At 60.3% G+C, this 24,752-nt stretch carries 24 protein-coding genes; 2 read left to right on the forward strand and 22 right to left on the reverse strand.

The window, feature by feature from the left end:
- Nucleotides 1-15: 15 nt before the first annotated feature.
- The 6 genes from LPA44_RS12195 to LPA44_RS12220 form a co-directional block, all read right to left on the reverse strand.
- Complete coding sequence (locus tag LPA44_RS12195; RefSeq protein WP_006183451.1) at nt 16-678, reverse strand: DUF6735 family protein; 663 nt, start codon at nt 676-678, stop codon at nt 16-18.
- A 68-nt stretch (nt 679-746) separates the two neighbouring features.
- Nucleotides 747-1,127: a hypothetical protein gene (locus LPA44_RS12200; RefSeq protein ID WP_006183452.1), complete on the reverse strand. Its 381-nt coding sequence runs from the start codon at nt 1,125-1,127 to the stop codon at nt 747-749.
- Nucleotides 1,128-1,233: 106 nt separating this feature from the next.
- Nucleotides 1,234-1,422 (reverse strand): hypothetical protein, encoded by a 189-nt coding sequence (locus LPA44_RS12205; protein ID WP_096396460.1) that lies wholly within the window; start codon nt 1,420-1,422, stop codon nt 1,234-1,236.
- A 144-nt stretch (nt 1,423-1,566) separates the two neighbouring features.
- Nucleotides 1,567-2,454 carry a biosurfactant protein 1 gene (locus tag LPA44_RS12210; RefSeq protein WP_442903388.1) on the reverse strand — a complete coding sequence of 296 codons (888 nt, stop codon included), beginning with the start codon at nt 2,452-2,454 and terminating at the stop codon, nt 1,567-1,569.
- Between the two features lie 100 nt (nt 2,455-2,554).
- On the reverse strand, nt 2,555-3,481 hold the full coding sequence (locus LPA44_RS12215; RefSeq protein ID WP_049983730.1) for a transcription initiation factor IIB: 927 nt from the start codon (nt 3,479-3,481) through the stop codon (nt 2,555-2,557).
- Nucleotides 3,482-3,705: 224 nt separating this feature from the next.
- A complete protein-coding gene (locus LPA44_RS12220; protein ID WP_049983729.1) occupies nt 3,706-4,602 on the reverse strand; it encodes a DNA-binding protein in 897 nt (298 codons plus the stop codon).
- 739 nt (nt 4,603-5,341) lie between these two features.
- Here LPA44_RS12220 and LPA44_RS12225 point away from each other — a divergent pair.
- Together LPA44_RS12225 and LPA44_RS12230 are read left to right on the forward strand one after the other, a co-directional pair.
- Entirely contained in the window at nt 5,342-6,265 is a 924-nt protein-coding gene (locus tag LPA44_RS12225; protein ID WP_049983728.1) for a winged helix-turn-helix domain-containing protein, read from the forward strand.
- The gene (locus LPA44_RS12230; protein ID WP_049983727.1) at nt 6,262-7,074 is read left to right on the forward strand and encodes a DUF6036 family nucleotidyltransferase; all 813 of its coding nucleotides are present in this window, start codon (nt 6,262-6,264) and stop codon (nt 7,072-7,074) included. Before LPA44_RS12225 ends, LPA44_RS12230 begins: the two co-directional genes overlap by 4 nt.
- A gap of 165 nt (nt 7,075-7,239) precedes the next feature.
- Here LPA44_RS12230 and LPA44_RS12235 read toward each other — a convergent pair whose 3' ends face one another.
- The 16 genes from LPA44_RS12235 to LPA44_RS12310 all read right to left on the reverse strand — a co-directional run bounded on the left by LPA44_RS12235 (nt 7,240) and on the right by LPA44_RS12310 (nt 24,598).
- Entirely contained in the window at nt 7,240-7,563 is a 324-nt protein-coding gene (locus LPA44_RS12235; protein WP_227262449.1) for a DUF7558 family protein, read from the reverse strand.
- Nucleotides 7,563-7,853: a hypothetical protein gene (locus LPA44_RS12240; protein ID WP_135806889.1), complete on the reverse strand. Its 291-nt coding sequence runs from the start codon at nt 7,851-7,853 to the stop codon at nt 7,563-7,565. Before LPA44_RS12240 ends, LPA44_RS12235 begins: the two co-directional genes overlap by 1 nt.
- Nucleotides 7,854-8,073: 220 nt before the next feature.
- Nucleotides 8,074-8,514, reverse strand: a complete 441-nt coding sequence (locus LPA44_RS12245) for a hypothetical protein (protein WP_135806890.1) — start codon at nt 8,512-8,514, stop codon at nt 8,074-8,076.
- 74 nt (nt 8,515-8,588) lie between these two features.
- A complete protein-coding gene (locus LPA44_RS12250) occupies nt 8,589-9,842 on the reverse strand; it encodes a phage NrS-1 polymerase family protein (protein ID WP_135806891.1) in 1,254 nt (417 codons plus the stop codon).
- Nucleotides 9,843-10,230: 388 nt separating this feature from the next.
- A complete protein-coding gene (locus LPA44_RS12255; protein WP_230889840.1) occupies nt 10,231-14,553 on the reverse strand; it encodes a conjugal transfer protein in 4,323 nt (1,440 codons plus the stop codon).
- Complete coding sequence (locus tag LPA44_RS12260; RefSeq protein ID WP_230889841.1) at nt 14,519-16,726, reverse strand: VirB4 family type IV secretion system protein; 2,208 nt, start codon at nt 16,724-16,726, stop codon at nt 14,519-14,521. Before LPA44_RS12260 ends, LPA44_RS12255 begins: the two co-directional genes overlap by 35 nt.
- On the reverse strand, nt 16,719-17,840 hold the full coding sequence (locus LPA44_RS12265; protein WP_230889842.1) for a hypothetical protein: 1,122 nt from the start codon (nt 17,838-17,840) through the stop codon (nt 16,719-16,721). The genes LPA44_RS12260 and LPA44_RS12265 overlap by 8 nt, the downstream gene beginning before the upstream one ends.
- A 2-nt stretch (nt 17,841-17,842) precedes the next feature.
- Nucleotides 17,843-18,958 (reverse strand): hypothetical protein, encoded by a 1,116-nt coding sequence (locus LPA44_RS12270; RefSeq protein ID WP_096396456.1) that lies wholly within the window; start codon nt 18,956-18,958, stop codon nt 17,843-17,845.
- A gap of 2 nt (nt 18,959-18,960) precedes the next feature.
- Nucleotides 18,961-19,797, reverse strand: coding sequence for a hypothetical protein (locus LPA44_RS12275; protein WP_269070101.1), 837 nt, complete (start codon nt 19,795-19,797; stop codon nt 18,961-18,963).
- 2 nt (nt 19,798-19,799) lie between these two features.
- Nucleotides 19,800-21,536, reverse strand: coding sequence for a hypothetical protein (locus LPA44_RS12280; protein WP_230889844.1), 1,737 nt, complete (start codon nt 21,534-21,536; stop codon nt 19,800-19,802).
- A gap of 28 nt (nt 21,537-21,564) precedes the next feature.
- Nucleotides 21,565-21,987, reverse strand: coding sequence for a hypothetical protein (locus LPA44_RS12285; RefSeq protein ID WP_122106700.1), 423 nt, complete (start codon nt 21,985-21,987; stop codon nt 21,565-21,567).
- 6 nt (nt 21,988-21,993) lie between these two features.
- Entirely contained in the window at nt 21,994-22,281 is a 288-nt protein-coding gene (locus LPA44_RS12290; protein WP_230889845.1) for a hypothetical protein, read from the reverse strand.
- 203 nt (nt 22,282-22,484) lie between these two features.
- On the reverse strand, nt 22,485-22,667 hold the full coding sequence (gene xseB / locus LPA44_RS12295; RefSeq protein WP_096396452.1) for an exodeoxyribonuclease VII small subunit: 183 nt from the start codon (nt 22,665-22,667) through the stop codon (nt 22,485-22,487).
- Between the two features lie 2 nt (nt 22,668-22,669).
- On the reverse strand, nt 22,670-23,713 hold the full coding sequence (xseA, locus tag LPA44_RS12300) for an exodeoxyribonuclease VII large subunit (RefSeq protein WP_230889846.1): 1,044 nt from the start codon (nt 23,711-23,713) through the stop codon (nt 22,670-22,672).
- 85 nt (nt 23,714-23,798) lie between these two features.
- Nucleotides 23,799-24,359, reverse strand: a complete 561-nt coding sequence (locus LPA44_RS12305) for a TATA-box-binding protein (protein WP_049983712.1) — start codon at nt 24,357-24,359, stop codon at nt 23,799-23,801.
- Between the two features lie 71 nt (nt 24,360-24,430).
- Nucleotides 24,431-24,598: a DUF1931 domain-containing protein gene (locus LPA44_RS12310; RefSeq protein ID WP_230889847.1), complete on the reverse strand. Its 168-nt coding sequence runs from the start codon at nt 24,596-24,598 to the stop codon at nt 24,431-24,433.
- Nucleotides 24,599-24,752 lie beyond the last annotated feature (154 nt).

Below are 24,752 nucleotides of genomic sequence, written 5' to 3' on the forward strand. Positions count from 1 at the left end.
ACTAAGGGATTGGTGTTACGGCTTGCCGAGACTCGCTGTCTCGAAGGGTGATTCTCCGGTCGGAATGAGCAGCTCCTGTCGGTCTCCGACCCGCTCAGCGAGCTTCCGTTTCAGATACTGTATCGCCGTTGACGGCGTGAAGACGCCCTTATCGAGCATGTCGCCGACGACGTCTTTGAGGGCCGCGAACTGTCCCTGTAGGTGGCCGTCGCCGACCGGCTTGCCGTCGTACCAGCGCACCGTCGCGAGCGCGCCGTTCCCGACCGTCTCTCCCTGTTCGACCGTCTCCGAGTCGTACTGCAGCCCGAACCACAGCGTCCGATAGGCGGTCACCTCGAAGGTGGGTGACACCACGAAGATCGCCTCGTGGTGGAGATAGTCGAGGTGGTCCGCGACGATCTCGTCGAGGGTGAGCCCGGTGGCACGGGGCTTCGGCTTGACGACCGACGACGGACGATCCTCGCCGGCGAGGTAGCCGTCGACGCCATCTGCTTCGAGGCCATCGGCCAGTTCCGCCAGCAGCTGTTTCGCCCACTTCGAGTCGGTGTCGTCGCCACCGAACGGTGTTTCGGCCGAGATTCGGTGCTTGAGCTTGAGATTCGCTGCACCCCAATGGCTGTAGTGGAGCGTGTACTGTCCGTCTGTGCGTTCGTACGCAACGAGTGCGCGGTGGCCCATTGAACAATCTCCTTGCAGGACGACCCACGACTGGATCGCCCCGCACCCCTCCCGGGGGACGAACAACGCTACTCGTCGATCGGGTCGGGGGAACTGAGGTCCGCGTGGAGGACTTCGCCGTCGCGAACGACGTACCGTTTCGCCAGCACGGGAAACCGGCACTTGGTAAATCCGGCTGTCTGGATGTCGAATTCTTCGTTCGGTTCGAGATACTCCGCGAGCGACCGGAGGAACTCGTGAGTGACGATGCCACCGTCGTAGTCAGGAAGACCGTTCTCACGGGCCTCGTACACTTCGAAGCTGTCGTAGCCCCAGATAACGAGTTCGCCGTCGTCGTCCACTTCCCAGTTGAGCGTCCCGAAGCAGTGGTTCTCACAGAGCTCGCGGACTGCCTGTGGATCCGATACGAGCGCGCCGGTCGATGTCGTTGCGGCTTGCAATGTTGCCATGGATTGTTCTCGGGAGCGGTCTCGCGCCCCCGCACCCTTTCAGGGGGCGAGCAACTGCTCACGCTGTGACGGCCACATGACGTTGCGCTGCCGATGCGTCGAGCTGTCAGGATTCTCTGTTGATGTCACCGTCCCTCGTCGTATTCGGTTGGGTGAGAAAATCTACCTGCTCGAGGAGCGTCGTCGCGGTGCTAATTCGCTCTCGATCAGCGGGCTCCAATTGGTCGCTGTCGATACTGGTGAGGCTACTGAGCGCGCGGTGGAGTCGATAGCCGGGGGTGTCTCGTGGATCCATGTGTGCGCCTCCGCCAATTCTCGGCGCCGAAAAACACCGGCGGGCAGTCAGCAGGTGTGGTATCGTCGGGTGGTCGCGAGCTGGCTTCTGTTAACCAACAACTCCGAGCCGACACCAGAATTGTTGGTTAATTTGACGTCGTCTTTACTGATCGGCTTCGGGTTCGGGCCCGTAGCGTGGCGTGCCGCACCGCTGACAGCCCCACATTGGCTGCCCGGTCCACTCGTCATCGGGGACAGCCTCGAATTCGCGGAATCGATGCTTAGTCTCCCGATCACACTCTCGACACTCGAGGTGAGTTCTGTTTGGGCGCTCGCGTCGTGGCTGTTCGGTATCGGTCTTGTCAACGGATTTCTGGAGCGCAATCGCTGGCACCAGCCAGAGGTCGTTGTCTGCGTCCTCACGTAGGCTTGCAAGACGAGCTTCGGTGCGAACCTCGCTCCCGGTTTCGTCGTAGAGGAACGTCGTGTGCTCGCCGTCGTGACAGGACTGCGTCGTCTCTGTCCACGCCGTCCGCTCACGAGCAGCCGCGAGCAGCTGATTACCACATTCAGACGTGACCCGTGTCGCCGAGGGGAGCGAGGGCCACTGATCGACAAGCTGTGGGGCCGGTTCCTCGTCGAGATCATAGATTAGCTTGCAGTCATCGACTACTGGGTCATCGTCTGCCTTCGCGAGGAGGGTGGCCGCAGCAGATCCCTTCCCGACGGCGCCGTAGAACGTCGACGCCTCAACGAGCAGCTGGATGACGTGGCGGTGAGTCCGTTCGGCAGTCGATGTGTCCTGATCGTCGGCTGCTTCGAGATGGTTCGTGAGACAGAACCGGCACTTCGACTGGCCAGCGGGGATCGACGCTCCACAGGAATCGCACTCGGTCTCACCTTCTGTCGGGTCGTCTGGATAGCCCGCGTCGACGCCACCAGAGCGTTGCCGCCGGGGCTCGCCACTACTACTGGCGAGTTGATCGTCGGGAACGTGGGTCGCTTCGCCGAGCGGTCGGAGGGCTTCGTAGTCGGCGTACTGGTCGGTCATAGAGTGATCTGGCCGTATCATGCTTCGTCTTCGGGTTTAAATAATGGCTCTCACATCAATCAGCCTACAGACATACAATCGAAAATCAGCAGTGTGGGCGTTAGACAGCCAGTTCGTCCAGTGTGTCGCGGTGGGTCCGCACGGTGACCACCGAGACGTTCGCAACGTCAGCGACGTCCGACTGGGTGAGCCATTGCCCGTCTTCGCGTCCGGCTTTGTACAGACAGGCTGCAGCGAACCCGGACGGCCGAACCCCGGTGGTTGCCCCAGTCGATTCGGATGCTTCCGCCAACTGCCGAGCCCGCTGCCGGATTTGATCGGAGACGTCGAGCTCCGAGGCCAACCGCGGAACGAACGCACTGGGCGTCACGGGTTGGGCTGGCAGGCCAAGTTCCGTATTCAGCGTCGTGTATGCGTTCGTCACCCGCGATTGCTCGACGCGCGCCGACTCGGTGATGTCGTCGAGCGTTCGTGGTCGCCCGTTACACCGACACGCTCCGTAGACACTCGCGGCGGCCATCGCCTCAATCGACCGGCCCTGCAGGAGTTCCTCGTTCTGAGCGCTGCGGAAGAGCTGGCAGGCCTGGTCACGGATCGTCTCGGATAGTTCGAGCGTACTACTGATCCGGCGGACTTCACTAAGCCCGTGTGCGAGGTTGCGTTCGGCTTTCGACTGAAACCGCCCACGCGTCTGTTCACGGCGCATCCGAGCGAGCCGCCGTCGCTTCTGTCCTGAGAGTTCGTTCCCGTTCGCATCGGTCCCGTGGCCGATCTCCGTCGACAACCCACGATCGTGCCGCGCCGCTGTCAACGGAGCACCCGTGCGCTCCCGTTCGTCTTCGTCGAACCCTCGCCACTCTGGCCCGTGGTCGATCCGCTGCTCGTCGACGACGAGTCCACAGTCCTCGCAGACGGTTTCAACCGCGTTGGTTGTAACTTGCCCGTTACACTCGGGACACTGCGTAGCATTCGAGTCGGTCTGGACGTCTTCGTCGAACGTCGTTTCGTAGATCTCTCTGGTTGCCATGGATACTCACGAGGGGACTCACGCGGATCGCGTCTCTCGGAGTGCCCCTCACCCATCAGGGGCACATACACACCACACGGAACAGCGCTGACACTGGAGGGCTGCGGTGGCGAAAGCCCGGCCGCGAAACGGCGCGTGAGCGCCGTGAGCAGCCCGGACCGTGGAGGTGGTGGGAGGTGGCGGTGACCGCGTACACACCAGCAAAAAAGGGGTGCGCCGACCGGCTATTCCCACCACCGACCGCGCTCAGGGAACATAATGGTGCTCCACCCAGTGACAGCCAGTGAGACGCGCCCCTCGTACCAGTTCCGGGCTACCTTGTGAATACGCACCTGCTCGCCCTCTTCAATCCACGGCGCATCTGATTTCTCCCAGATCGTCACCTTCGTTTTTCCACTGTCGTCTGCGATCAGCCCGACTTGAGCGATGGCCGGCGAGTCCGCATCCCAGAGTACTTCGACTCGACCCTCGATGCTCACCTCTTTGCGATTGACGTCCTCGAGCTTCCCAATGGGGATCACCGTCCCAGGCGCCGTCTGCAACTCCTCGAACACCCCGACGACTGCACTCGTTAGGTCTTTCCCACCGACGACGGCTTCACCCAACCGCCGGCCAATCGCTGCTCGCGACCAGCCATCCAGTTTTTCCGCCAACCGCATCGACTGCTTGTTCACCGCCGCCAACTGCTCCTGCGTGAGCTCTGCACGAGGATCGTCTCGCTCCGGGTCAGCCATCGGATTCACGCTCGCTGCCCGCTTCTGGAACTTCACACGCCGCTCAGCGCTTCGCTTCGCTGCGATGTCTCGCGTCCGCTTCGCACGCCCCTCCTGCTGACTGAGTTCTGCCTGGGCACTGATGTGTTCCAACTCGGCCTCTCGTGCCTTGATGCGCTCTTCCTGTTCGAGGGTCTTCCCGAACAGGTGATCCGGGCCTTCCTCGACGCGCGCGTCTGGGTGGTTGGAATCGACTTTGGCCTGGACTTCCATGTCGACCGTCGCCCGGAACTCCGGGGTCTCGTCGACGACTTCGAAGCCATCCTCGTCGACCTCGCCTTCATCGTGTTTCTCGAAAGCCTGTTCATCGACCGAAACTACATCCGTGGTGACGTTGTTACTAGACATTGGAATCTACCCTGATTCCTGAAGGCGCTCAGCGCCCGACACCGCGATGCTACAACATCGCGGATTTCCTCGACGACAACGACCGACAGACTCGTCTGCGCGCTCTCGCTCGCGCCTTCGCGAGCGCCCCTTGGGGCGCGAGCGAGAGCGCGCCATAGGGAGGCCACTCAACCAGCACCGCGCGCCGACCCGCCCGGAGCGAGCGGCCAGCGGGATATGCCCGCTCGTGTCCGGCCCGATGTGCGGGTCCGTGTCCAGGGCGACTGTCGCCGAGAACGCGCGCCGCGGTGTGGCGCGCGACAGCGCAGGCGGCACCAAGCGCTGGAACGCGAAAGCCCGCAAGGGGCGCAACCGACGGGGATACCCGCTGGCGCCGAGGGCACATGCATTTTAGCCCGGAACGGGCGCGGGCGGTGCGGAGAGCGCCCGCACGCCCGGAATGGTCGGTCGCGAGCGACGCGGAGGGCGGAACGCGGCGAGCGGTGCGGGCCATAACGGACACACCTGTCCACCCAGCCGCGACACTCAGCGACCCAACTACTGCCCTGGCGGACTCAGAAAGGGCGAGGCCGTCTCGGTCACCGGGAAAGCAGGCTCTCCCGAGCTAACGGGCGGCGCGCCGCCCGTGAACGGCCGAGGGCCTTCATCGTGTTGCTCACCCAGCAACCTCAGCTGAGTCAGTCATACTCGTTGCGAGATAGCGAAGTTATTTAAATATCGGTTCGTATCTACGCAACAGATGCTTACCGAAGGCGAGGTTCGCGCGCTCACCGTCCTTCACGGTGAGCAGACAGTCTCCGAATTTGCGACCCAGCTGGACCGCAGTCTCAGCTACACGTCTGAACTTGTCGATCGTCTCGAAGCGACCGGACTCGTCGAGACGCGTCGACAAGGGAAAACAAAGCAGATCCGGCCATCGGACGCGAAAGCACTCGAACTCCTCGCAGACATCACCCAAGAGTATTCGCACATCGACTGGCCTGAACTGTTGTCGGGTGCGACGCTCCGCGTTCTCTACTATCTTGAAACACCGCGGGTCGTAATGGAGCTCGCACGCCGGGCCAACATTCACAGGAGTACCGTCCATCGCGCCCTCGATCCACTTCAGCATCGAGGGATCATCTACGAAACTGACGAGGATGCATATGTGCTGAACGAGGGATTCGAACAACTGAGTACGCTTGCTCGGGAACTCGTTCACCACGACCATCGCCAGACCGTCGAACAACACACCGACACCTACACGATTCTCTGGGAGTCACTCGACGAGTTCCTCGTCCAGACCGCAGATGAGATTACCGCCGAGGACTTCCTTTCGACGGGGCCAGAGCGTTTCCAGACCTACGACCTGCCCCTTCTGGCCCGCGACCGTCGGTACTATTTCCATTCAGAGACGATGAATGATCTCTCGCCGGCGATGCTGTGCTGTCATATGCTCGTAATCGATTCGGGCGCACGTACCCAGTCATACTGTCTGCTCCTGCTCAGCCACGTTGACGTCGACCGTGACGAACTGCGTGACCAGGCCACAAAGTACGGCGTCGACGATCTCGTCGAGGACTTGCTCACGTATCTCGACACGAGTGGCGAGGAGCGGGCATCTCGACTTCCCGAGTGGGAAGAGTTCCAAGAATTGGCTGCGGACTACGGGGTGTCAGCATGAGGGCGCGATTCGACAGTTCGTACATTCGGTCGGAACTCGAGCGCATCGGCGAGCAGCTAGACGACCCACTCACTGTCTTCTTGATCGGCGGTGGGGCAATGGCGTTCCAGGATCTCAAGACCACTACCAAGGATATCGATCTCATCGTCGCATCCGGTGATGACCTCGGGCAGCTCCAAGCAGTACTGCTCGAACTTGGTTACGATATCGTTCGGGAACCGGACGAAGAATACGAAGCGCTCGGTGCTCAGCGAATCCTCGAGAACGATGATGGGTGTCGAATCGACATCTTTCACCAGCAGGTAATCGATAAACTGGTTCTTTCTGACGGGATTCGGAAGCGTAGCGAGCGGTACCTCAACCCCAGCAACTTGGTGGTCGAACTCGTGAGCCCAGAGGACATCTTCCTATTCAAGGCGGTCGCCGGACGGGTGGACGATATCGAAGATATGTTTTCGCTGCTGCAGACTGACCTCGATTTCGACGTCGTCGAAGCAGAACTCGCCGCGCAGATCGACCTCTTGGATCAAGAGCTATTCGTAACATACGTGAACGAGGCGTTGGCCGATCTCACCGAGCAACACAACGTGAGGACACCCCTGCATGAGCCGGTCGCGGAGATTACAGAGCGCGTATACGAGGAACTCGAAGTGCTTCACGCCCTCGACGAACCGAAATCTATGCCTGCCCTCCAGCAGGAACTCGATTACACCACGGTTGAATTACAGGATATCGTGAGTCGTCTCGAGGAGAAAGACGCAGTCAAGGAAACCGCTGATCGCATCGAGCGTCTTTCGACGACGATCTGACGGCGAGGGATACCGGAATCTATGGCGTAATGCCAAGCGGTGCGGCTTATTGGATACTTTCCCTATCCATGGATAGGGAGACTCCCCATTAGTCGCGGTCAAGCGCGACGTCGACTTCGTCAACGAGGTCCTCCATGGAAACGGTGTAAGCGTCGGCAACATGTCTCACTCAACGAGATGCTCATCGAGGTCGTGCGTCCAGTACGTCGCGGGCCCGCCAGGACTACATCGCGCACACAGCTGCAGCGGCCCCTCGAGATGGCCGAGTTCCACACGGAAGCGCGTGAGCGCCGCGAGAGCGTCGACGACGAGCCCACAGCCATCGCAGGCGTCGCGATCGCGCTCGTCGGGATCCGGCTCCATCTGGATCGCGCAGTCGACGCAGATAGGGTGGGTGACCCGCTCATCTTCCCCCCAGGTGTGGGCGTCGCCAGTCTCGGTGCTGGGCGGAGCGTCGCAGAACGCACACCCTGTAAGCGTCTGCTGCATTACTCCGCCTCCGCGTCGGCGTCGCGGCCGGCCGTCCAGCCACGGTGGAAGACGGCCAATTGCGTCGTCGAGTCGAAGGTAGTAACACTCGGCTCGTGAACGAGAACGCGATCCTCGGGAACGGGTGTGACGACGTCCGCGTCGATGAGGTCGTCGACTAGGCTGCGGGCCGTTGCGTCGTCGACGTCCGCGGTCGCGACGCTCGCGGCGTCACGGTCCTGTGCGAGGAGTTCGGTTTCGAGCTGTTCGTGGTCGGCACTCGTGTCGTCGTGAGGATCGGGACCAGCCATGGTGAATCACGCCGCGCACGCTCTCGCGCGCTGCACGCCTCCCGGCGCCGATAAACAGCCCAGTCGGAGGGCGTCAGTCCGACCCTGGGTCGCGATACTCGAAAACGGCAACGTCGCGGAGGGATAGGGCGGTGGGCGGGGGTTGAGGGCATGAATTCTGGCAACGTCGTTAACCAACACTTCGACAGAACTGGTCCCGAGTGTTGGTTAAGAGTGTGGCCTATGGAGTCCGGAGTTCCTGAACCGGCTTCACGTTGAACGTGTCCGGCTCGCTGGCTGCTGCTTCTCGTGTGCGTTCCGCTTGTGAGGCTGCCGACCGGGTGAGCTGGGTGACGAGTTCGTCGCGAACGATCTCCCGAGGAACGGTTGTCTCGTGCCAGCCCAGCCGGGCGTCGAAGTGCCGCTTTTGGAACTGCTCGCTGACGTCGTCGACGGCGACGTACTGCGTGCGGTTTGTCCCCCGGACCTGGTGGGTGACGACGACTGCCCCCACGTGCTCGTGCGTCAGCTCGATTAGGGCACACTCCACGAGCGCGACGAGCGACGCGTGATCGCGGTCGTTCGGGATCGCCACCTCGAGGTCTGCCCACGGAGCCTCCCCGTCGGAGTTGGTTGCTGCTTGCTGTACCGTCTGCGTTTGGGTCGTACGTTCCGAAGCCATCGTCTATCGGGGGCACGTGATGTACCCCGCCGCCCCCTGGCGGGGGTGACAGACGTGCCGCTGCGGTCGCAACGCTACTTGGACCGACCGCCGAATAACCGACCCAACAGTGAGGATGACTCTGACTCACTACTGTTCTCACTCGTAGTAGCGGCGTGCTCGCCCTGGCACTCCTCCTCCTGGCCACGGGTGGCGAGTTCGTCAGTGAGTCGCTTGACCTCCGCTTCGAGAGCGTCGATGCGCTCGGTTTTCTCCGTGAGTGTCGCCTCGAGCTCGTCGACGCGGTCGCTCAAGATCTGGTTCTTCTCGGCGAGATACGCGCGACTCCGCTCCGAGTCAGCAGCGCCGACGTCTGGCGACGATGTGGCGGGGATCTCGTCCGCGGTATCGTCGCCGGCGTCCGGGTCGTAGAACTCCGAAGTAGTCGCAATTGCTCGCTCGATGGTCTTCTCCCCATACGTCGACCCATCAGCGTAGTGGACCTCGTCCCACTTCTCCCGAAGCAATCCTGACTGGCGAAACAGGTGATCCATCTGCGTCCGGTCGCCGCCGGTCCAGAACGCCAGCAGACAGCACAGCGCCATGTCGGCCTCGGACTGGCTGTCGTAGCCGGCTGTGTTCCCGTTCCAGAGCCGCTCGAACTTCTCGCCGTTCGATGCATTCCGCGCTTTCTCGAGGAGGTCCTCGTCTTCGAGGTCGACGTCAACGCCGGCTGCACCGGTCGTCGGTGACTCGTCGTCAGCGCTACCACGCTGTTCGGACTCTGCTGCCGTGTCACGCTCTGTCTCCTGAACGTACTCACGGTGAATCGCTCTGAGCGCGTCCTGTCGACGTGCGACGCACGTTGGTGTCCGCTCGACGTGATCGCCAGTGACGGTGAAAAATCGTGCCGTGTCGTACAGTTCGATGCTCCCGCGACGGTTCCGCCCCTCGGGAAGTTCGCCCCTGATGAGGACGTGATAGCCGGTGCCGGACGGTGACACCTCCGTATAGGAGTCGAGGCGCTCGATGATGTCTAGTGCCGCGTCGTCGACGTCGCCGGTTTCAGGATCACGGCAGTCGTCCAGGTCGACACCGACGATGGGATCGTCGTCGGTAAACACGAACCCAACGCCATCGGCGTGTGCCGTCTCGGTGTAGTCGAGCGCTGTCTCGAAGCTCGCCCAGGTCTCCGACTCTGTTGATGACGCGAACCCCCCACCTCCCGGCGTCACCGGAATCTTCGTCGACTTGCCGTCCCGCTCCTCTTCGCGCCAGCACACCCACTGGTCCCGTTCGCGTAGCGTCTCCGGAATCGCCTCCGATTCGTCGATACTACTCTCACTCATCCTCACATAGCACCTCGCATGGCTCTCACTGGCTCTGAGCCAGCACAGACTTCACGCTGCTCTGCGTGTCGATCCAATCCCTTGGTCCCAACGGGGAACCCCCGTTCTATCCTAGTTGGTTTTTGCCGTAACAGATCATTCAAATCAGTGAAATCCTGGGTCTGAGGCTCCCGATACGTGCATACAGCAAAATCTCTCCAGAATGCTTGTGTTACGGCATTTCGGTTGGTTGCCGTAACCCCTCTCCGTCTGCTGATTTCGGTGCTGCGGAGACGATATGCCTCGATGTTTCCGTAACGCGAGAGGCATTTCCTGTTATGCAAACTCAAATTTACATTTACGATATATTTGGCGCTGAGTGTGGATTGCATTGTATTCCCCTCCAGATCTATTCTGATTTGAGTGCAAGCCCCTCGTAGTATCGAACAGAGTCGCCGTTCTCATTGTCTGTGTTCCGCTCGAACGTGACATAGTTCCCGAGGCGACGGCCGAACCAGGGTTTGCTATCTGTATCAATCCCGTGAGCCTCAGCCCACTGCTCGTAGATTTCGTAGACATCTCCGGCGGCTACTCTGCTTTCCGGATCTTCGACGAGGTGTGTCTCTGCGAATCGCTCAACAACCGCCTCTGGATCCTCAGCAATATCGTCAATCGATGGCTGAGGCGCCTGCTGAATATGGTCTGCCTGTTCTCCTGTCGTTTCTTCGCACCCACTTGTGGTGACGGTATCGAGTAAGGTGTCCATCGAGTACGTACCGTCAGTATCGTACACGACCGGGTTGCCTTCTTCAGGGAGAATGACGATAGCGTACGACGTGGGGCTATAATCGGGTGTCTGGAGTTCGGCTTCGGGGACGAATGGCTTCTTGATACGCACCCAGTCGCCCTCGAACGCCGATTTCGTCTCGTAGATGTGTTGCTCACCGTGCTCGTATACGACGTACTCGTCGGCAGCGTGGTCGTAGCTGTAGATGGCCGGAACACGATCTTTCGAGAGTTTTCCAAGCGACGGGAGGCGGATGTGTTCCGTCCCGCTGGCATCACGAAGGATGATCTCATCGCCATCACGCTGCCAGATGTTCTGAGTCCCGTTCTCGTCGTCGGTCGCCGGTCGGACGGCCGTCACTCCACCTTCTTCGGTCGCTCCACCGTTGAACGTGAGATTCGAGTCAGTCGTGTAGAACCGTGTCTCACCATTCTGGAGTGTGCGAACGGGTGGTGTGAGAATGCCGTCGACACGCTCGGCCCACTCAGTTTCGTCGTTTCCTGGTCGAACGACAAACAGCGGGATATCCCCTGCTTCTTGGGCTTTCCGGAGATTCGTGAGCACCTTCGCGGGATTCTCGGGTGTCGTCGTTTCGACTTCGATGGCGAATCGGTCGGAAACGTCGGGGTGGCTCGCCCTCGCGTCAGGTTTCTCGCTGCCATCCTGTGCGAGGATCGAGACGGTGAAACCGAGTGCAGTGAGTTCTTCTTCGATCTGAAGGAGTGCTGCGTCGTGGGCACTCCCACCGGCGGCCTGCACGCCACCAGTATCGGGTGTCGCGACCTTTTCTCCGGCGTCAGTGAGCCGGATGCGGAGCTCGTCGGCGTCGATATCGACGGTCGTATCGAGGTATCGTGATCGTTCGCGAATGTCCGCGAGTGCATCATACGATGGCGGCTCGGCGTCGACGTCGTCAAAGAGGCGTCTGAGTTCGTCGTCAACCGCTTCAACGGCCACCCAACCGTTCTCCTCACGGCATCCTTCTCGAAGCTGGAGACTCCGGACCACCGTCGCAATCGCGACGTCCAGGTCGTCGCTCGCGATATCGAGCACTCCGTGTCCGTCGGTCGGTGTTCTCGTTGTTGAGGCGTCTGTTGCAGCCGGCACGCCGTGTTCCTCGCTGATGTTCTCGTGCATCGAGGAGAGTGTCTCAGTGAACTGCTCCTCTTCACGCTCTGTGAGCGGAGATTCGCTCTCGGGGTGGCCCGGTGGAATCGGGAGTGGTTCGAGACTGAACGGATACGGCCCCGTTTCACCGAACGTCGGGCTTGGCAGGCTGGCGATCCACTCCCCTCGTGGCAACGAACGAATCCGATTGGCGAAATCCGCGGGGTCCATCTCTTCGTGGGCCATCGCTCGCGCCAGTTCCCGGTCGACGTTGATTTTCCCGATGAGTGAACTGCCGATGTTGTTCAGAGCATTCAGGTAGATCTTCCGCCCACCTTCAGCCTCCATCTGTTCGGGGAACTGCATCGACAGGCCAACAGAGAGCCGGAATCCCCGGCCTTTCTCGAGGAGATCATTCATGATGTCGGAGACTACGACCGACGCTGCCTCGTCGACGAGCAAGTTCACGACGTAGTCGTCCGAGTGCTGGGAGAGGGCCTGTTTGCGGTCCTTGAGAGCTGCATCGAGATTGGTCAGGATCACACCAGTCATGATCCGGGCAGCGTCGTCGCGGAGATCTCCGAGGTCGAAGAGGATGACCGTATCCTCGTCGAGGACATCCCGAAAGTCGAACTGGTTCTCGGTATTGTTGAAGATCTGCCGCAGGTGCGTATCCTGTGAGATGTAGGCGAGACGGTTTCCGACACCCCCCATCACGTTCGCGAAGGTGTTCGAATCTAACTGGAGTTGCCGTCGAATCGTCCGCGTGACTTCCTCGTCGCTCGACCGTGGGGCGTCGCCGATGTTCTCGTTCGGTGGCCCGGCCTCCCAGAGCTGGTCGACGACGTGTTCGAGCTGTCGGTGGGCAAAGTAATCCGTCGACGCTCGGTAGAGCCCGTTCTCACGCCCGTATTCCTCGTCGAACAGTGTCTTGATGAGTGTCTTGATGAGAGTTGGGGCCACAGTCGCCCGCTCGTAGCGGTCGGTTCCCATCACGAGCTTCAAAATCTCTTCGTAGTGGTCGGCCTTCCGTTGGACGGCGTCTTCGCGGCGCCGTCCGCTCTCCATCGACGGTTCGAGATCGAAAAACGAGAACCCGGGGAGGACGTCCGGGATCGGGAAGTGGACGACGTTCTCTTGGAGGTCGGTCATTCCGAACCGACGCGCGTGAGCCCGCATATAATTCTGGGCCATGTCGTCGTTCTTCGGGATGATGAGGATCGTCGGCCCCTCGGTGTTGGCGTACAGCGACAGCATATCGTTGATGAGGGCTTTCGACTTCCCAGAGCCGGTTGTTCCGAACCGGCCGTAATGAGTGGGCAGCAGTCCGGGTGGAATGTGTGTCGGCTCGTCTTCGGCCTCGCCGGTGTCGTCGAGGGCATACCCGATTGCCATCCCGTCGCGGAATTCACTCATGAGGTCCTGGTGGGGGCGTGGCAATGGATTCCGACTCTGCTGTTCCGCACGCGTCCCACGTGCCCCCTCGACAGTCAGCTGTTCCGAGGAGGGCACGAGTACGAAATTCGCGAGTTCTCGGCCACTCAGGACGAACTCGGGTCGGGTCGTCCCACGGCCGGTCGTGATCTCACGATCCAAGAGCCGCTGCAGCGCCGCTCGTGCGTTCCGTTCTTTCGTGGCTGCCCGGAAGCCGCTGTCGCGTACCCGTTCGGCCGCAACCTCGTAGTACGGTCCGTCAAGCGGGTCGAATACCGGGACAAGTGATTGCATCCGATCATCGAGATCATCGCGACCGTCGTCCCCGGACGGAATCCCGATCGCTCGGATGTTCGCGGTGAACGACCGCTTCGGATTTTTCGCCTCGATTGCCGCGACACGTTTTGCAACGGCGTCGCTCAGCTGGTTTCTGTCCCGGCTCTCCGACTGATCGTCGAGTTCGAAAAGGGAGCCAATAATCTCCTGAGCGAGTGTGTCTCGGCCGTCGATGACGTCCTCCTTGCGAAGGTCGGCATCGGACTGCCAGCTCTCGCGTCGCTGGAAGACGGCCTGGAACGCTACTGGTGCTGTCGCCTCCATCAGGTGGTCGACAAGCGACGCGAGCGCACCACCTGGCTGATCGACGGCTGGGAGTTCTGCTTCGTCGTCGGCAGTGAATGGCGAGAGTGAGGTCATCCAGTCCTGTTTCCGAGTGGCCGACCCCTGCCACCGCACGCCGAGTGGGGAGACGGTCTTGGTCGCTGGCCGGGCGAGTATCGTCCCCTCTGTTGTCACCGTTGGTTTGGCAAGCGTCGTGAGTGGCTCATCCTCGGGAATCGCATCTGGTGGGGCGAGTTCGAGGGCGGTGTCTCCGATCTCGATGATGTGGTCGGCAGACAGGTCGCCGACCGTCCCTCCTTCCGCGACTGATTGGGCGTCTGCTTGCCTCGCTTGACTGTCTTCGTCAGTCCCACGTTCGTATTGCTCGTCAGGACCGAACTCGTACGTGAGATCGCCCGACTCATAGTGATCGACGAATGTCTCTCGGTCGAATTCCACAGGCTGCACGAGTCGGGATGCGACGTCGACTTTGGTACGCTCGATGTCGAACGTCTCGGGATAGATCGACCGGAGACGTTTCTCAAGCGTATCCAGATGGTCGTCAGCACCGTAGTAGAATTCGACGGGGTCGTCTGCACCCTCGCTGAGCGCGAGGAATTCGAATCGTAGCGGTGTTTTGCTGTGTAGCGGATTGAGTTTGTCAGCTAGCCCTGTCGAGTTCGTTAAGGTCAGTTTGTGGAGACTCTCCAGTGCCTGCGGCAGCCGCTCCGGATTGAGGCGTTCGGAGGTAGGCGTCACGCGGAGGTACTCACGCATCGTCGTCACCTCCCGCTGCGCCACCATCAGTCTCTGCTGGCGTCTGCTCAGGTGGGCGTTGTCCATTGTCGGTCGCTCGGCTTTCAATATCGTCTTGGAACGCCTGCACGTCCGCGTCCACGGCGTTCTCACCAGTCCCGGGGAGTGAGGCTCGCCGTTGCTCGGTTGGCTCGAAGTCGATGACCTGCTTCTCCTTGGGCATCGCTTTGACCTGGATCCCACGCCACTCGCCGTCGACGCCAACCAGTGCTTCGGAGAAGCCGGCGTCCTCGTTGCCGGGGACGGCGTCCTGGACGAACCGCATCTGTGCGTAGTTCAGCCCGAACTCGTCGGCCCACTCCTTGTCCATCCCGTCGAGGCGGTGGAACTGCTTGACGGCACACTGATCGAGGATCGCCTCGCTTTCGGCGTGCTCGAAGAACTCGTCGACGGTCTGGGTGACCAGCCGGATCGAGAGGTCGTGGTGGCGGTGGTGCCGGAACACCGTCTCGAGGAACGCCAGACTTGCGGCGTCCTGCATGATGTAGCGCGCCTCGTCGATGTAGAACACGACCTCCTTCTCCGAGACCTTCGCCCGTTCGTACACCAGCGAGATGAGTAGCTGCATCGTCAGTGCCGTGCTGCTGTCGACGCTGCCCTCCTGCTGGGCCAGATCGAGGTAGATGACCTTCTCGTCCCGGATGTCGAAATCCGATTCTTGGCCGAGGTTGGCGTGGCGACCGTCGTCCTCGAAGGGGCGCAGCTGATCGAGGAGCCACGTCGCGTCCTCTTTGATCTTCCCTGCCTCTTCGTCGGATCGAACGACGAACTCCTCAGGGTCGTCGACCATGTCCTCGAAGACGTCCATCATATCACGGATGGTCGGACTCGGATTGCTGTGCGTCGAGATGTCGTCGGTGATGCCGTTGCGCTGGTAGGCACGTTTGAGGGCGAGTTCGAGCGTAGTGCGCCGGTCTCCCAGTGAGATGCCCCGGAGGGCAAAGAAGTTCGTCAGGAAGCTCATCGCGTCGTCGAGTTTCTCGTTGAACGGGCTCGCGTCCTCGCCCATCGCCCGCTGGACGTGTTCGGGCGTCTCCCGAATCTCCAAGGGGTTCAGCCCGAGCGTCCCGCCGACTGTGATCCGCTTGGCGTCGAGCGCCTCCGAGACACCGGCCCAGTTGTTCAGCGGCTCGAGGATGATGCCGATACGGTCCTTACTCTGCTCGATGGAGCGGATGAAGTTCTGCTTCGAACTGAACGACTTCCCCGACCCCGTGTCGCCCACGGTGAACATCGCGTACCCGTTGTCCCGCGCGAACGGGTCGATGACCACGGGACTCTGGTTATCTTTGTGAATCCCGAACTCGACGCCGCCCTCCTCGAGAATCGTCGCGTTGTGCGGCGAGGACAGCAACGCGCCGACGGCGCCGCCGAGCGCAATCGATGTCCGCCCGAATTCGTTGTCACCAATGGGCGCGGCGGATTGGAGGGCGAGATCCTGCCGACAGATAGCCGTCTTCGGCGTGAGGTTCGCCGGGTCGTCGCGGAGCGCGCTCTTGACCGTCTGGACGGCATCTCTGAGTTCGTCTTTCTCGTCGGCCCGCACGGTGATGAACATCCCTTGGTCGAAGACGTTCGCGCCGTTCTCGACGGCCTTGTACGTCGCTGCGGCCTCGTTGGCGCGCTCTTGGAGATAGGCGCTCCGGATACTCTGTTCGAGGTCAGCATCGACCTGGAGGTCGTCAGCGATGTCCTGCAGTTCGTTCCGGGCCCGCTCCTGATTTTTCGGCGTGATGTGGGCCGTCAAATCGAACTGGACATCGGTCATCTCGAAGAGGTCGCTCAGATACCCGTCGTTGGGATAGTCGGCATAGTTAGCGATGTAGAGTGTCGTCGTCCACTGTTCGCCGACCCGTGCGGCTCGCGTTTCCCACTCGACAGCTCCGGGAGCGGTGACGGTCTTGTGCGACTCGGAGATGTCGTCGAGGAGCTTGCGTTCGGCCTCGCCTTCTTCGAGTGTCTCCTCGTCGAGGACATCGGTAAAGTCCACGTCTGGTTCATCATCCGCAGTGAAGCGGTCCCAGAGGTACATACTCCCGACGCCAAGGCCGAGACCCACCACAAGGGCAAGTACTGCACTCTCTGCTGGTGTCAGGTTCTGAAGCCACCCGGCGACGGAGCCAAGCCCGCCACCACCAGTCTGGAGGATCACGTTACGCATCGTGTGGGTCCTCCCGGCGCGAGTGGCCGATGATCGATTGGTCGCGAACGACACGTTCCGCCTCGTCGTAGTCATGTTCGCGGCCGTTCCAGAAGTCCATATTCAGGACGAACAGCTCGACCGTGCTGAGTCGACGTGCGGACCACCCCGACGCCTGCTGGATGAACTCGGAGCGAACATCATTCACGCGACTGTCGAGCTTCTCGAACATCTGCGCACGACGTTCGACGTCGGTGAGGTCCTCGCGGCGGGTGACGAACGGGTTGAACAGGAATCCGATGACCGGGAACTGGGTCAGCTTCTCGGCGGGGGTGCCCTCGTCACGGAAGCGGTCGTACACTTCTATCGGGCTGACTTCAACGCCGATGTAGTACCGGACCTGCTGAATGCCCCGGTCACGCATCTCCTTCGGCCGTGTTTCCCGATATTCTTCGAGGAGTTCCCGGAAGATCGGGTTCTCCGTGACGTCTTCGTCAGTGAGGCGCTCCTCAATGGTCTCGGTGATCTGCTCGACCGGGAAGGAACGGGTTGTGGCGTGGAGTTTGAGCTTCGAGTCCAGCTCTTTGTTGGCGAACTCTTCGCCAGCATCCTGGAGCTGCGCCCAGTCGTCGGACATCGCGAAGTCCATGTTGGCCGGATCGATCTCGATGAATGCCTCCATCGCGCCGTCTTCACGCTGGATAGCACCAGCGCCCGGCCACGCCCGCTTGATGTTCGTGAGGTCCTGTGTCCGCTCGTCCGGCTTGAACGGCGTGTAGTTCGCGAGTCCGCCTTCGTTCCGCTCCGACTCGTTGGTACTCGTGTCGGCGTCGGCGGGCGCACTGAACGTGACCTGAGGTCGTTTGAGGTACCGATAGACGTCTTTCGTCCACGTCCAGGCGTTCAGGTGGGTTGGTGAGACGTAGATGACGGCGACGCCAAAGCCAAGCCCGCCAGCAACGAACGGGAGGGCCAGTGATTCGATCCCGGTGAGGCCCGCGATAAACAGCCCAATAATGGGGAAGGCGATGACCATGCCAACGTCTCCTTCCTCGATATTGAGATACGGGATGCGGCTCTCCTCGCCGAACTGATCCATGATACGCCGTGCGGCTGCGTCTTGATCTGCTGACATTGTTAGTGGATTCCTCGATCAAACTCCATCCCACGGTCGTCACTCGCCGATTCCGCTGTCGCTCCACCAGGGTCATTCTCTGTTCGACGGTACGATGGCGTCCCGCCATCGTCTCCTCCATGCCCACCGCGGGCAGCCGCTTTTTGCGCGACGGCGTGGCCAGCGGCGGCTTTCGGCCCCCACCGAGCGGCGGTCGTCGCGACGCCGGCGCCACCGACGTAGGCTCCAGCGGCGACACCGCCAACGAGTGCTGCGCCTTTCGTTGCACCGCCGACGACTTTGGCCGTCAACGGGGTCGCGTATTTGAACGTCTTCCACGTGATGTAGAGGGCGACCAGCGGGAGGGACGCAGCAACGAGATATTTGAGAAACGCTGTTCCTGGTGTGAGAGTCCCACCGCCGTAGATCAAGTCGTACCCCTTGAGGACCATCGCTGCCGGGAGCGGGAGGACAGCCAACGGGACAAACCGTTTGCAGAACCCCATCGCGATATCGGATACGACCGGAATATTTCCGTAGGCCAGTGCAAATGCAATCGGCATTCCGTACAGGTAGACATACAGCAGAATCATCCGGATGTAGAACAGCGCCTCCAGCGCCCACATCGAGATTCCACCAATCACGGCAAACAATAGCCCCAGTCCGGGGTTTGTGATAGATACCTCCAAGAATCCAATCATCGCCTCCGTAACCGAGGAAAGCTCCGGCATCAGGGCGATAGTGAATCCGTCAACGAGGTAGAGTGCAAGAGTTCCAACCCAATACCACGTAATGATTAGAAAAGCACCGACCCAGGCCGTCTTCTTCGTTTTTCGGGCTTCGTAGGTACTTCCAATATTGAAGATCCGAACCGTGTGACGGCCCTGAACGCTCATCACGAGGAGCAAGAGGGCAACCAGCATGATTTCGCCGCCGATGAGAGCATCGTGAATCGCTGGCCAGGGTGCATTGGTTGGTTCACCGAAGACAAAAGCTCCGTTCGTCTCTGGAGTAGGTGTCCCGAACATTCCCTCAGTCAGAGTTTCATACCCTGATCTGAGACCGTCCATGAACAGCCCAATGAACCACTCAACGACGCCCTTGATACCCTCAAGGACGACATCAATGAGATCGACCATCGTTATACCTCAGTGATCGTGACCTCACAATCAGTCATATCGCCGGAACCAGTGTATTGAACGTTGTAGGTGCTTGAGACCTGATTTCCACCGACCCCTGTCTCAACGATAACAGTAAACTGGCCACTATTCCCGTCTGGGGAGCATCCCATCCCGTCCTCAGTTTCTGTACCGAACGGAAACGAACTACTGAACAGGTCGGCCGTCTCACCAGGGGAGACTACTACCCGGTCGGTTTCGTGCATTCCACTGCCTCTGGGGTTCTCAATTGGATTGGGAACGTCCCCGGAGAAGATTAGTTCAGTTATCGCTTCCGGACCGCTTCCTGTGTTCTCTACCGTGACGAATGCCTCGCCATTCTTGATCCGGTCTGTCTCGGATTCACCATAGACTTCGTCCCACGGCTTATCTGGATTATTCCGATAAAGTCCAACATCCTGTATCTGAATCTCGGGATGGAGTTCAGTCGTGATCTCAACTACTGTCTCCTCGCCTTTCAACGCGAGTACGCGGTACTCACCGGGGGCATACGCGGTGCCAATCTCGAATGAGACCTGCTGAGCACCTGCGGCTACGTCACGCTTTCCGAATAGCTCGCCGTTCGGCTGGATGAGGTTGACTTGGTCGATGTCGGTCTCTTCGGAGAGTTCGACGACGAGTGTTGTCCCCTCGACAGCGACACGTGTGAGTGGGCCGTTGCCATCTGGAGAGGTCGTTCCGTCACTAGGCGTCCCAGAACCGCCATTGTCGTTCAGACAGCCAGCGACGCTCACGAGGGCGGCACCTGCGACTGTTCGGAGGGCGGTTCGCCGACTGATGTGTGGGTGGTTTCTAGTCATGACTATGGGTTCCGTTGGAAGATGTCTTCTGGACCAAGCATTCGGAGGAGTCGCTTGCCTGCGTAGAACATCACAATAAACGGGATGAGCTGCCAGCCGACCTCGAAAATGAACGCGAACCAACCGTCAATGGTGCCGAGCGGATGCCACCGAGCAGTTGCCGTCGCACTCACATACGCGGGGTCGTGCCCGAGCCACGAACCCGGATGGTACCGAGCCGTGTAGATACCCGGCTTGTCGATCGTCACAATCGCTACCCCGGAGGCGTTGGTCTCAACACGTTGCTCCGCGATGGTGATGTACCCGTTGCGAGTGTTCCCGCCGATTGGATATCGTCGGTCGGGATCGCTGAGCACGATTGGTGCGCCGGTCTCGTTATCCCGGAGCTCGATGCGGAGTGTGGCCTGGCTTTCGTTCTGCTGGAGCACCTCAACAGTCAGATTACTGCGCCGGAGCTGCCGCTCTGAGCCAGCGTCAGGTGCCACAATCGAGGCGTTCACACCCCGCACGATCCCCGCTACTTGGAGGGCGTTGCGGTCGACGTTCTCCGCGCGAACCGCAACACCGTACGTTGTCGTGTACGACTGGTTGACGATGTCGATGTTGATGTTCTCACCGAGCGTGCCGACCGGAGACGGTCGGTCAGTGCCCCAGGTGTCGATGATCTCTGGGCCATCGCGAACTGGTTCAGCACGCGGGCCGATTCGCGACGGATACGCGTGAACATAGACCGGAATCGCGTCAGACTCGACGGTGGCGCTGTCGGTCCGGTTCGACCTGACGAGTGTATCCCAGTTGGTGTTCCGAGCGGTGTAGAACCGCCAGACGCCACGCACTCGTGCGCTTCCATTCTCCGTGAGCGTGTACCCCTGCCACGGTCTGGACTGGAAGATAGCCACACCAGCGTCACCATTGGGGTACTCGGCGTAGTAGGGGTACGCCGAGAGGTCGTAAATCTCGACGGCGATCGAATCCGAGACGTTGAGCGATTCGGTTCGGTACGTGACCTCGACATCGGTCTCGTCGCCTCGGTCGATTCGCGTGGTCTTCTTCAACCGGACGCTGATCTCGGCTTCGAGCGTGAGGTTTGCACTCCAGTCGTCCTCGATCTGGTAGTCGAGGGCCGGCGTGTGCGAGCCGTCGCTCTCGACGATGGTTTCGCCGTCCTTCTGCAATCGAACCTCCTCGACCTCGTTGCTCGTGAGCGACCACTCGATCGTCGTGTTCCCCGAAGAGCTTCCGTTCGGGACGCGAACACGATAGTCAACGAACCCCCGCATCGTGCCGTTCGGCGCGATATAGAGCGGGGTTTCACCCGACTCCAAGTGACCTCGCGTCGACGGCTGCACTGCGAACACCGTGGCGTGGGCGTCCTCGATGAACACCCCGTCTTCGAGCGACGCGTGGCGCGGATACACGGACGTATCCGACCCACCGGCTTCGAGATCAGCGAAGTCGTTTTGCGTCCACGTTGCAGCTGTCGCCGGCGGGCGCGTGAACGTGATGTCCGTCCCGTTTGCGAGTTGGTGCATCGCGGTCCGGCTCTCGCCGTAGCGCTGCTGATACTCCTCCTGGCTGATGTATTTGTCCGCGTCGCGAGACCACAGCGTCGCTGATTCATTCTCAGTGAGCCCATTCCCCTCCGTGCCTGGCCGTGGCGGGCTTGCAGTGACGAGACCCGTGACTAAACTCGTCACGAACAGGGCGGCCATTAGCACGGAGAGCTCTCGTTGTTTCATGGGGGCTCGCGACGGGGGTGGTAGTCACCTACCAAGGGGCGAGGTCGACGCACTGCGCCAGCGGGAGGTTCATCATCGACCCAGCGACGGTGTAGAGTGGTCCGAGGGCGACGAGGACGACCGCGGACTTCATCGCCGACCGTTTGTGGCGCTTGAGGCCCTTCTTCTGCTCGGGCGTAATCGTGAACATCTCGATAAGGGAGTCGGCCTGCCACACGACTGCGAGGCCGACAATGCCCAGCGCCGTGGTAAGCTGGAAGAAGCCCTCGATCATGCTGGGGAGGTTGTCCGCACTACAGACGGCATTCGTCTGTGCGGCGGCGGGTTCCACAGCGAACAGGCTCAGGGCGACGACGATGAACATAGCTTGCCTGGGAAGCCTACTCGATGCCGTGGACTGGCTGTCGGGGCGATTCGAAGCCGTCTCGGAGGGCGTATTGTCCTGTGACATAGCGGGTTACTCCTCTGCGTCGTCGACGAGTGCTTTCAGATCAGCGTAGCGGTTGGTCTCGTCGACGAGTGCTTTCAGATCAGCGTAGCGGTTGGTCTCGTCGACGATCTCGTCTTTCGTGTAGCCCTGTTCGCGGGCCCGTTCGAAGAGATCTCGAAGCTCGTCGGGGTCGACGTCGCGAAGCTCCATCTCATCTCGGAGGGCGCGGCGATAGAGGGCGGAACCGTTGATATGGCTGTTCCACGTCAGGTACAGATCATCGATGTCTTCGATGGTGACTGCCCGTGTGATCATATGTGCGGGGTGGGTATGCACCGGTTGAGCCCCGGTCCATGGTGGTGCGTTAGCTAGAAGATCGGTATATGCTTTCTGGCCACCAACTGGCGCAAAAATCTAAAGTAAATTATAACCGGAGAGCTCGTTCACCTCGCAAGGGCACAGTTAACCAACAATGGGGCTAGATACCGTTGTCTGTTGGTTAAGGTTAGGATGGCACTCTACTCGAGTTCCACGACCTCTCCACGCCCGTTGTCGAGGATTTCTCGCACCTCGGCCAAGAGTTCCTGACCCTCCTCGTGGAGCCTTGTCCCTTCATCAAGGTCACACTCGTCCGCATCGAGCTGTTTAATGATTTCTTCGACACGGGCCAGCCGGTCGTGGATCTCTTGGTCGTTTGCCACGCTTAGATCACCCCCAACCAAAGCCCAGTGATGGCCAACAACAGCAACAGCAGCACAGCGATTGCGGCCTTGTAGTAGACCGGCGGGAGCCCCTCGGGTGCGGCCGCCTCGTCGACTGCTTCGGCAAGTTCTTGTTCGTGTTCGTGCTCCTGCTGGAAGGTTTCGTACGCGGCGTCGAGTTGCTGGGCCAGCGGCTTGACCTCGCCCGCGAAGAACTCCTCGCGGGAATTCACGATATACTCGCCAGCGGCCGTCGGCGTGATCGTCGCCACATCCGCGACTTGATCGGCGATTAACCGGTCGTCAGTATGCCCGATCGCCGTGACGGTCGGGGTGTTCGCGGTGAAGATAGCTTCCGCGACCCGCTCGGTGTTGAACGCCTGGAGGTTCGAATCACTCCCGCCACCGCGACCGACGATAATCGCGTCAACGTCCTCGGAGCGGTCCAGATGGTGGATGCCGTTCGCGATGGACGTGGGTGCCTCCGACCCCTGGACGGTGGCGTCCTTCACCAGGATGTCGACGGTAGGGTCCTGTTCGTGGATCGCGTTCTGGATGTCATAGCGGGCATCGCCACGGAGGGAGGTTACGACACCAACCCGCTCTGGGAACGCCGGCGGGCGCTGTTTCTGCTCGTCGTCGAACCAACCACGTTCTTCGAGTTCGCTTCGCAGTCGCTCGACGGCGGCCGCCTGGTCGCCGTCGCCGACGACGATCACCTCCCACGGCTTGAGATCGATTTTCCCACCCTCAGTCCAGTAGTCGATATCGCCTTCGAGGATGACTTCGGTGCCGTCCTCAAGGTCGGCGTCCATTCCCCGGTAGCGGTTCGCCCAGAGCATACAGGGGAGCTCGGCGTCGCCGTCGGTCAGGGTGAAATAGAGGGCGGTACTGTTCTGATGGAGATCCGTGACCTCGCCAATACAGCGGACGCCGTTGAGGGCAGGCGTGTCCTGGACGACTGATGCAATTCGGTCGTTCAGCTCTTGGACTGAAAGAACATTCCCGGACAGGGCATCATCTACCTCCCGTTCGGCATCAGCCATCGCACTAACTTAAGACGGGGAGAGCAGATTCAAAAATGTACCCCTCAGTGCCAGTGTACCCTGCCAACTGTTCTGTGTCCTTGAATTACTCTAGTAACCCGAGATCAGTAAGCCGATTTTCGATCACTGTAAGCGCTTGTTCAGCATCGTCAAGCTGTTTTCCGCCCGTGATGACGAGCTTGCCACTCCCGAAGAGGAGTGCGACGACGTCCGGGTCGTCAAGCCGGTAGACGAGCCCCGGGAACTGCTCCGGTTCGTATTCGATGTGTTCGAGACCTAGGCCGATCGCAATCGCATTCAAATTGAGTGTGTGGTCGAGGTCCCCACTTGAGACAATATTTTGGATTTCGATATCTGGGGTGGTAGCGACATCGACACCCAATTCACGGAGCTCGTCGAAGACGTATTCCAACGCAGTCGTCACATTGTCGACGCTTTTTGCACCCGTACAGACGACTTTCCCCGAGCGGAAAATGAGCGCTGCGGCTTTGGGATCATGCATCCGATACACGAGTCCAGGGAAGTTATCGGGATCGTAGTCGGTGGCCCCTAAATCCTCAGAAAGTGTTTCGAGATCGAGTTCTTGACCGATATCGGACGACGCAACCACATTCTCGACTTGAATTGATTCGGCTGTGACACTCATGGGAGTACCTTCCTGTCACAACCCCCTTAAAACGGGGAGTGACTTCGAGCGTTGGTGTAGTTCCTTCCGAATTAGAGGTCGCGGGGCTGGACCGTCTTCCGGTCGTTGGCCTCAGCACGCTTTGCGGCGTCGTCGAGCAGTTCGGCGACCTCTTCGTTGAGGGCGTCGTAGAAATCTGCCGAGACGTTGTGGTCCGAGAGCGCATCCTTCACGGCTGCTTTGACGATCAGGTCAGACATTCCATCGCGGAGTTCTCCTGTCCGCCATATAAAGGTTCGAAGCCCTCACTGCAATATAGCCGGCCGTAGCTATTATCCTATCCAACAGATTTTAATAACTATTGTTAATAAATTGCCGCTATATAGCAGTCGATTTAATAAGTCTGTGGAGCTA

Origin of the sequence: Halobacterium sp. KA-4 (genome assembly GCF_021028995.1) — an archaeon.
In the GTDB taxonomy this organism is placed as follows: Archaea; Halobacteriota; Halobacteria; order Halobacteriales; family Halobacteriaceae; genus Halobacterium.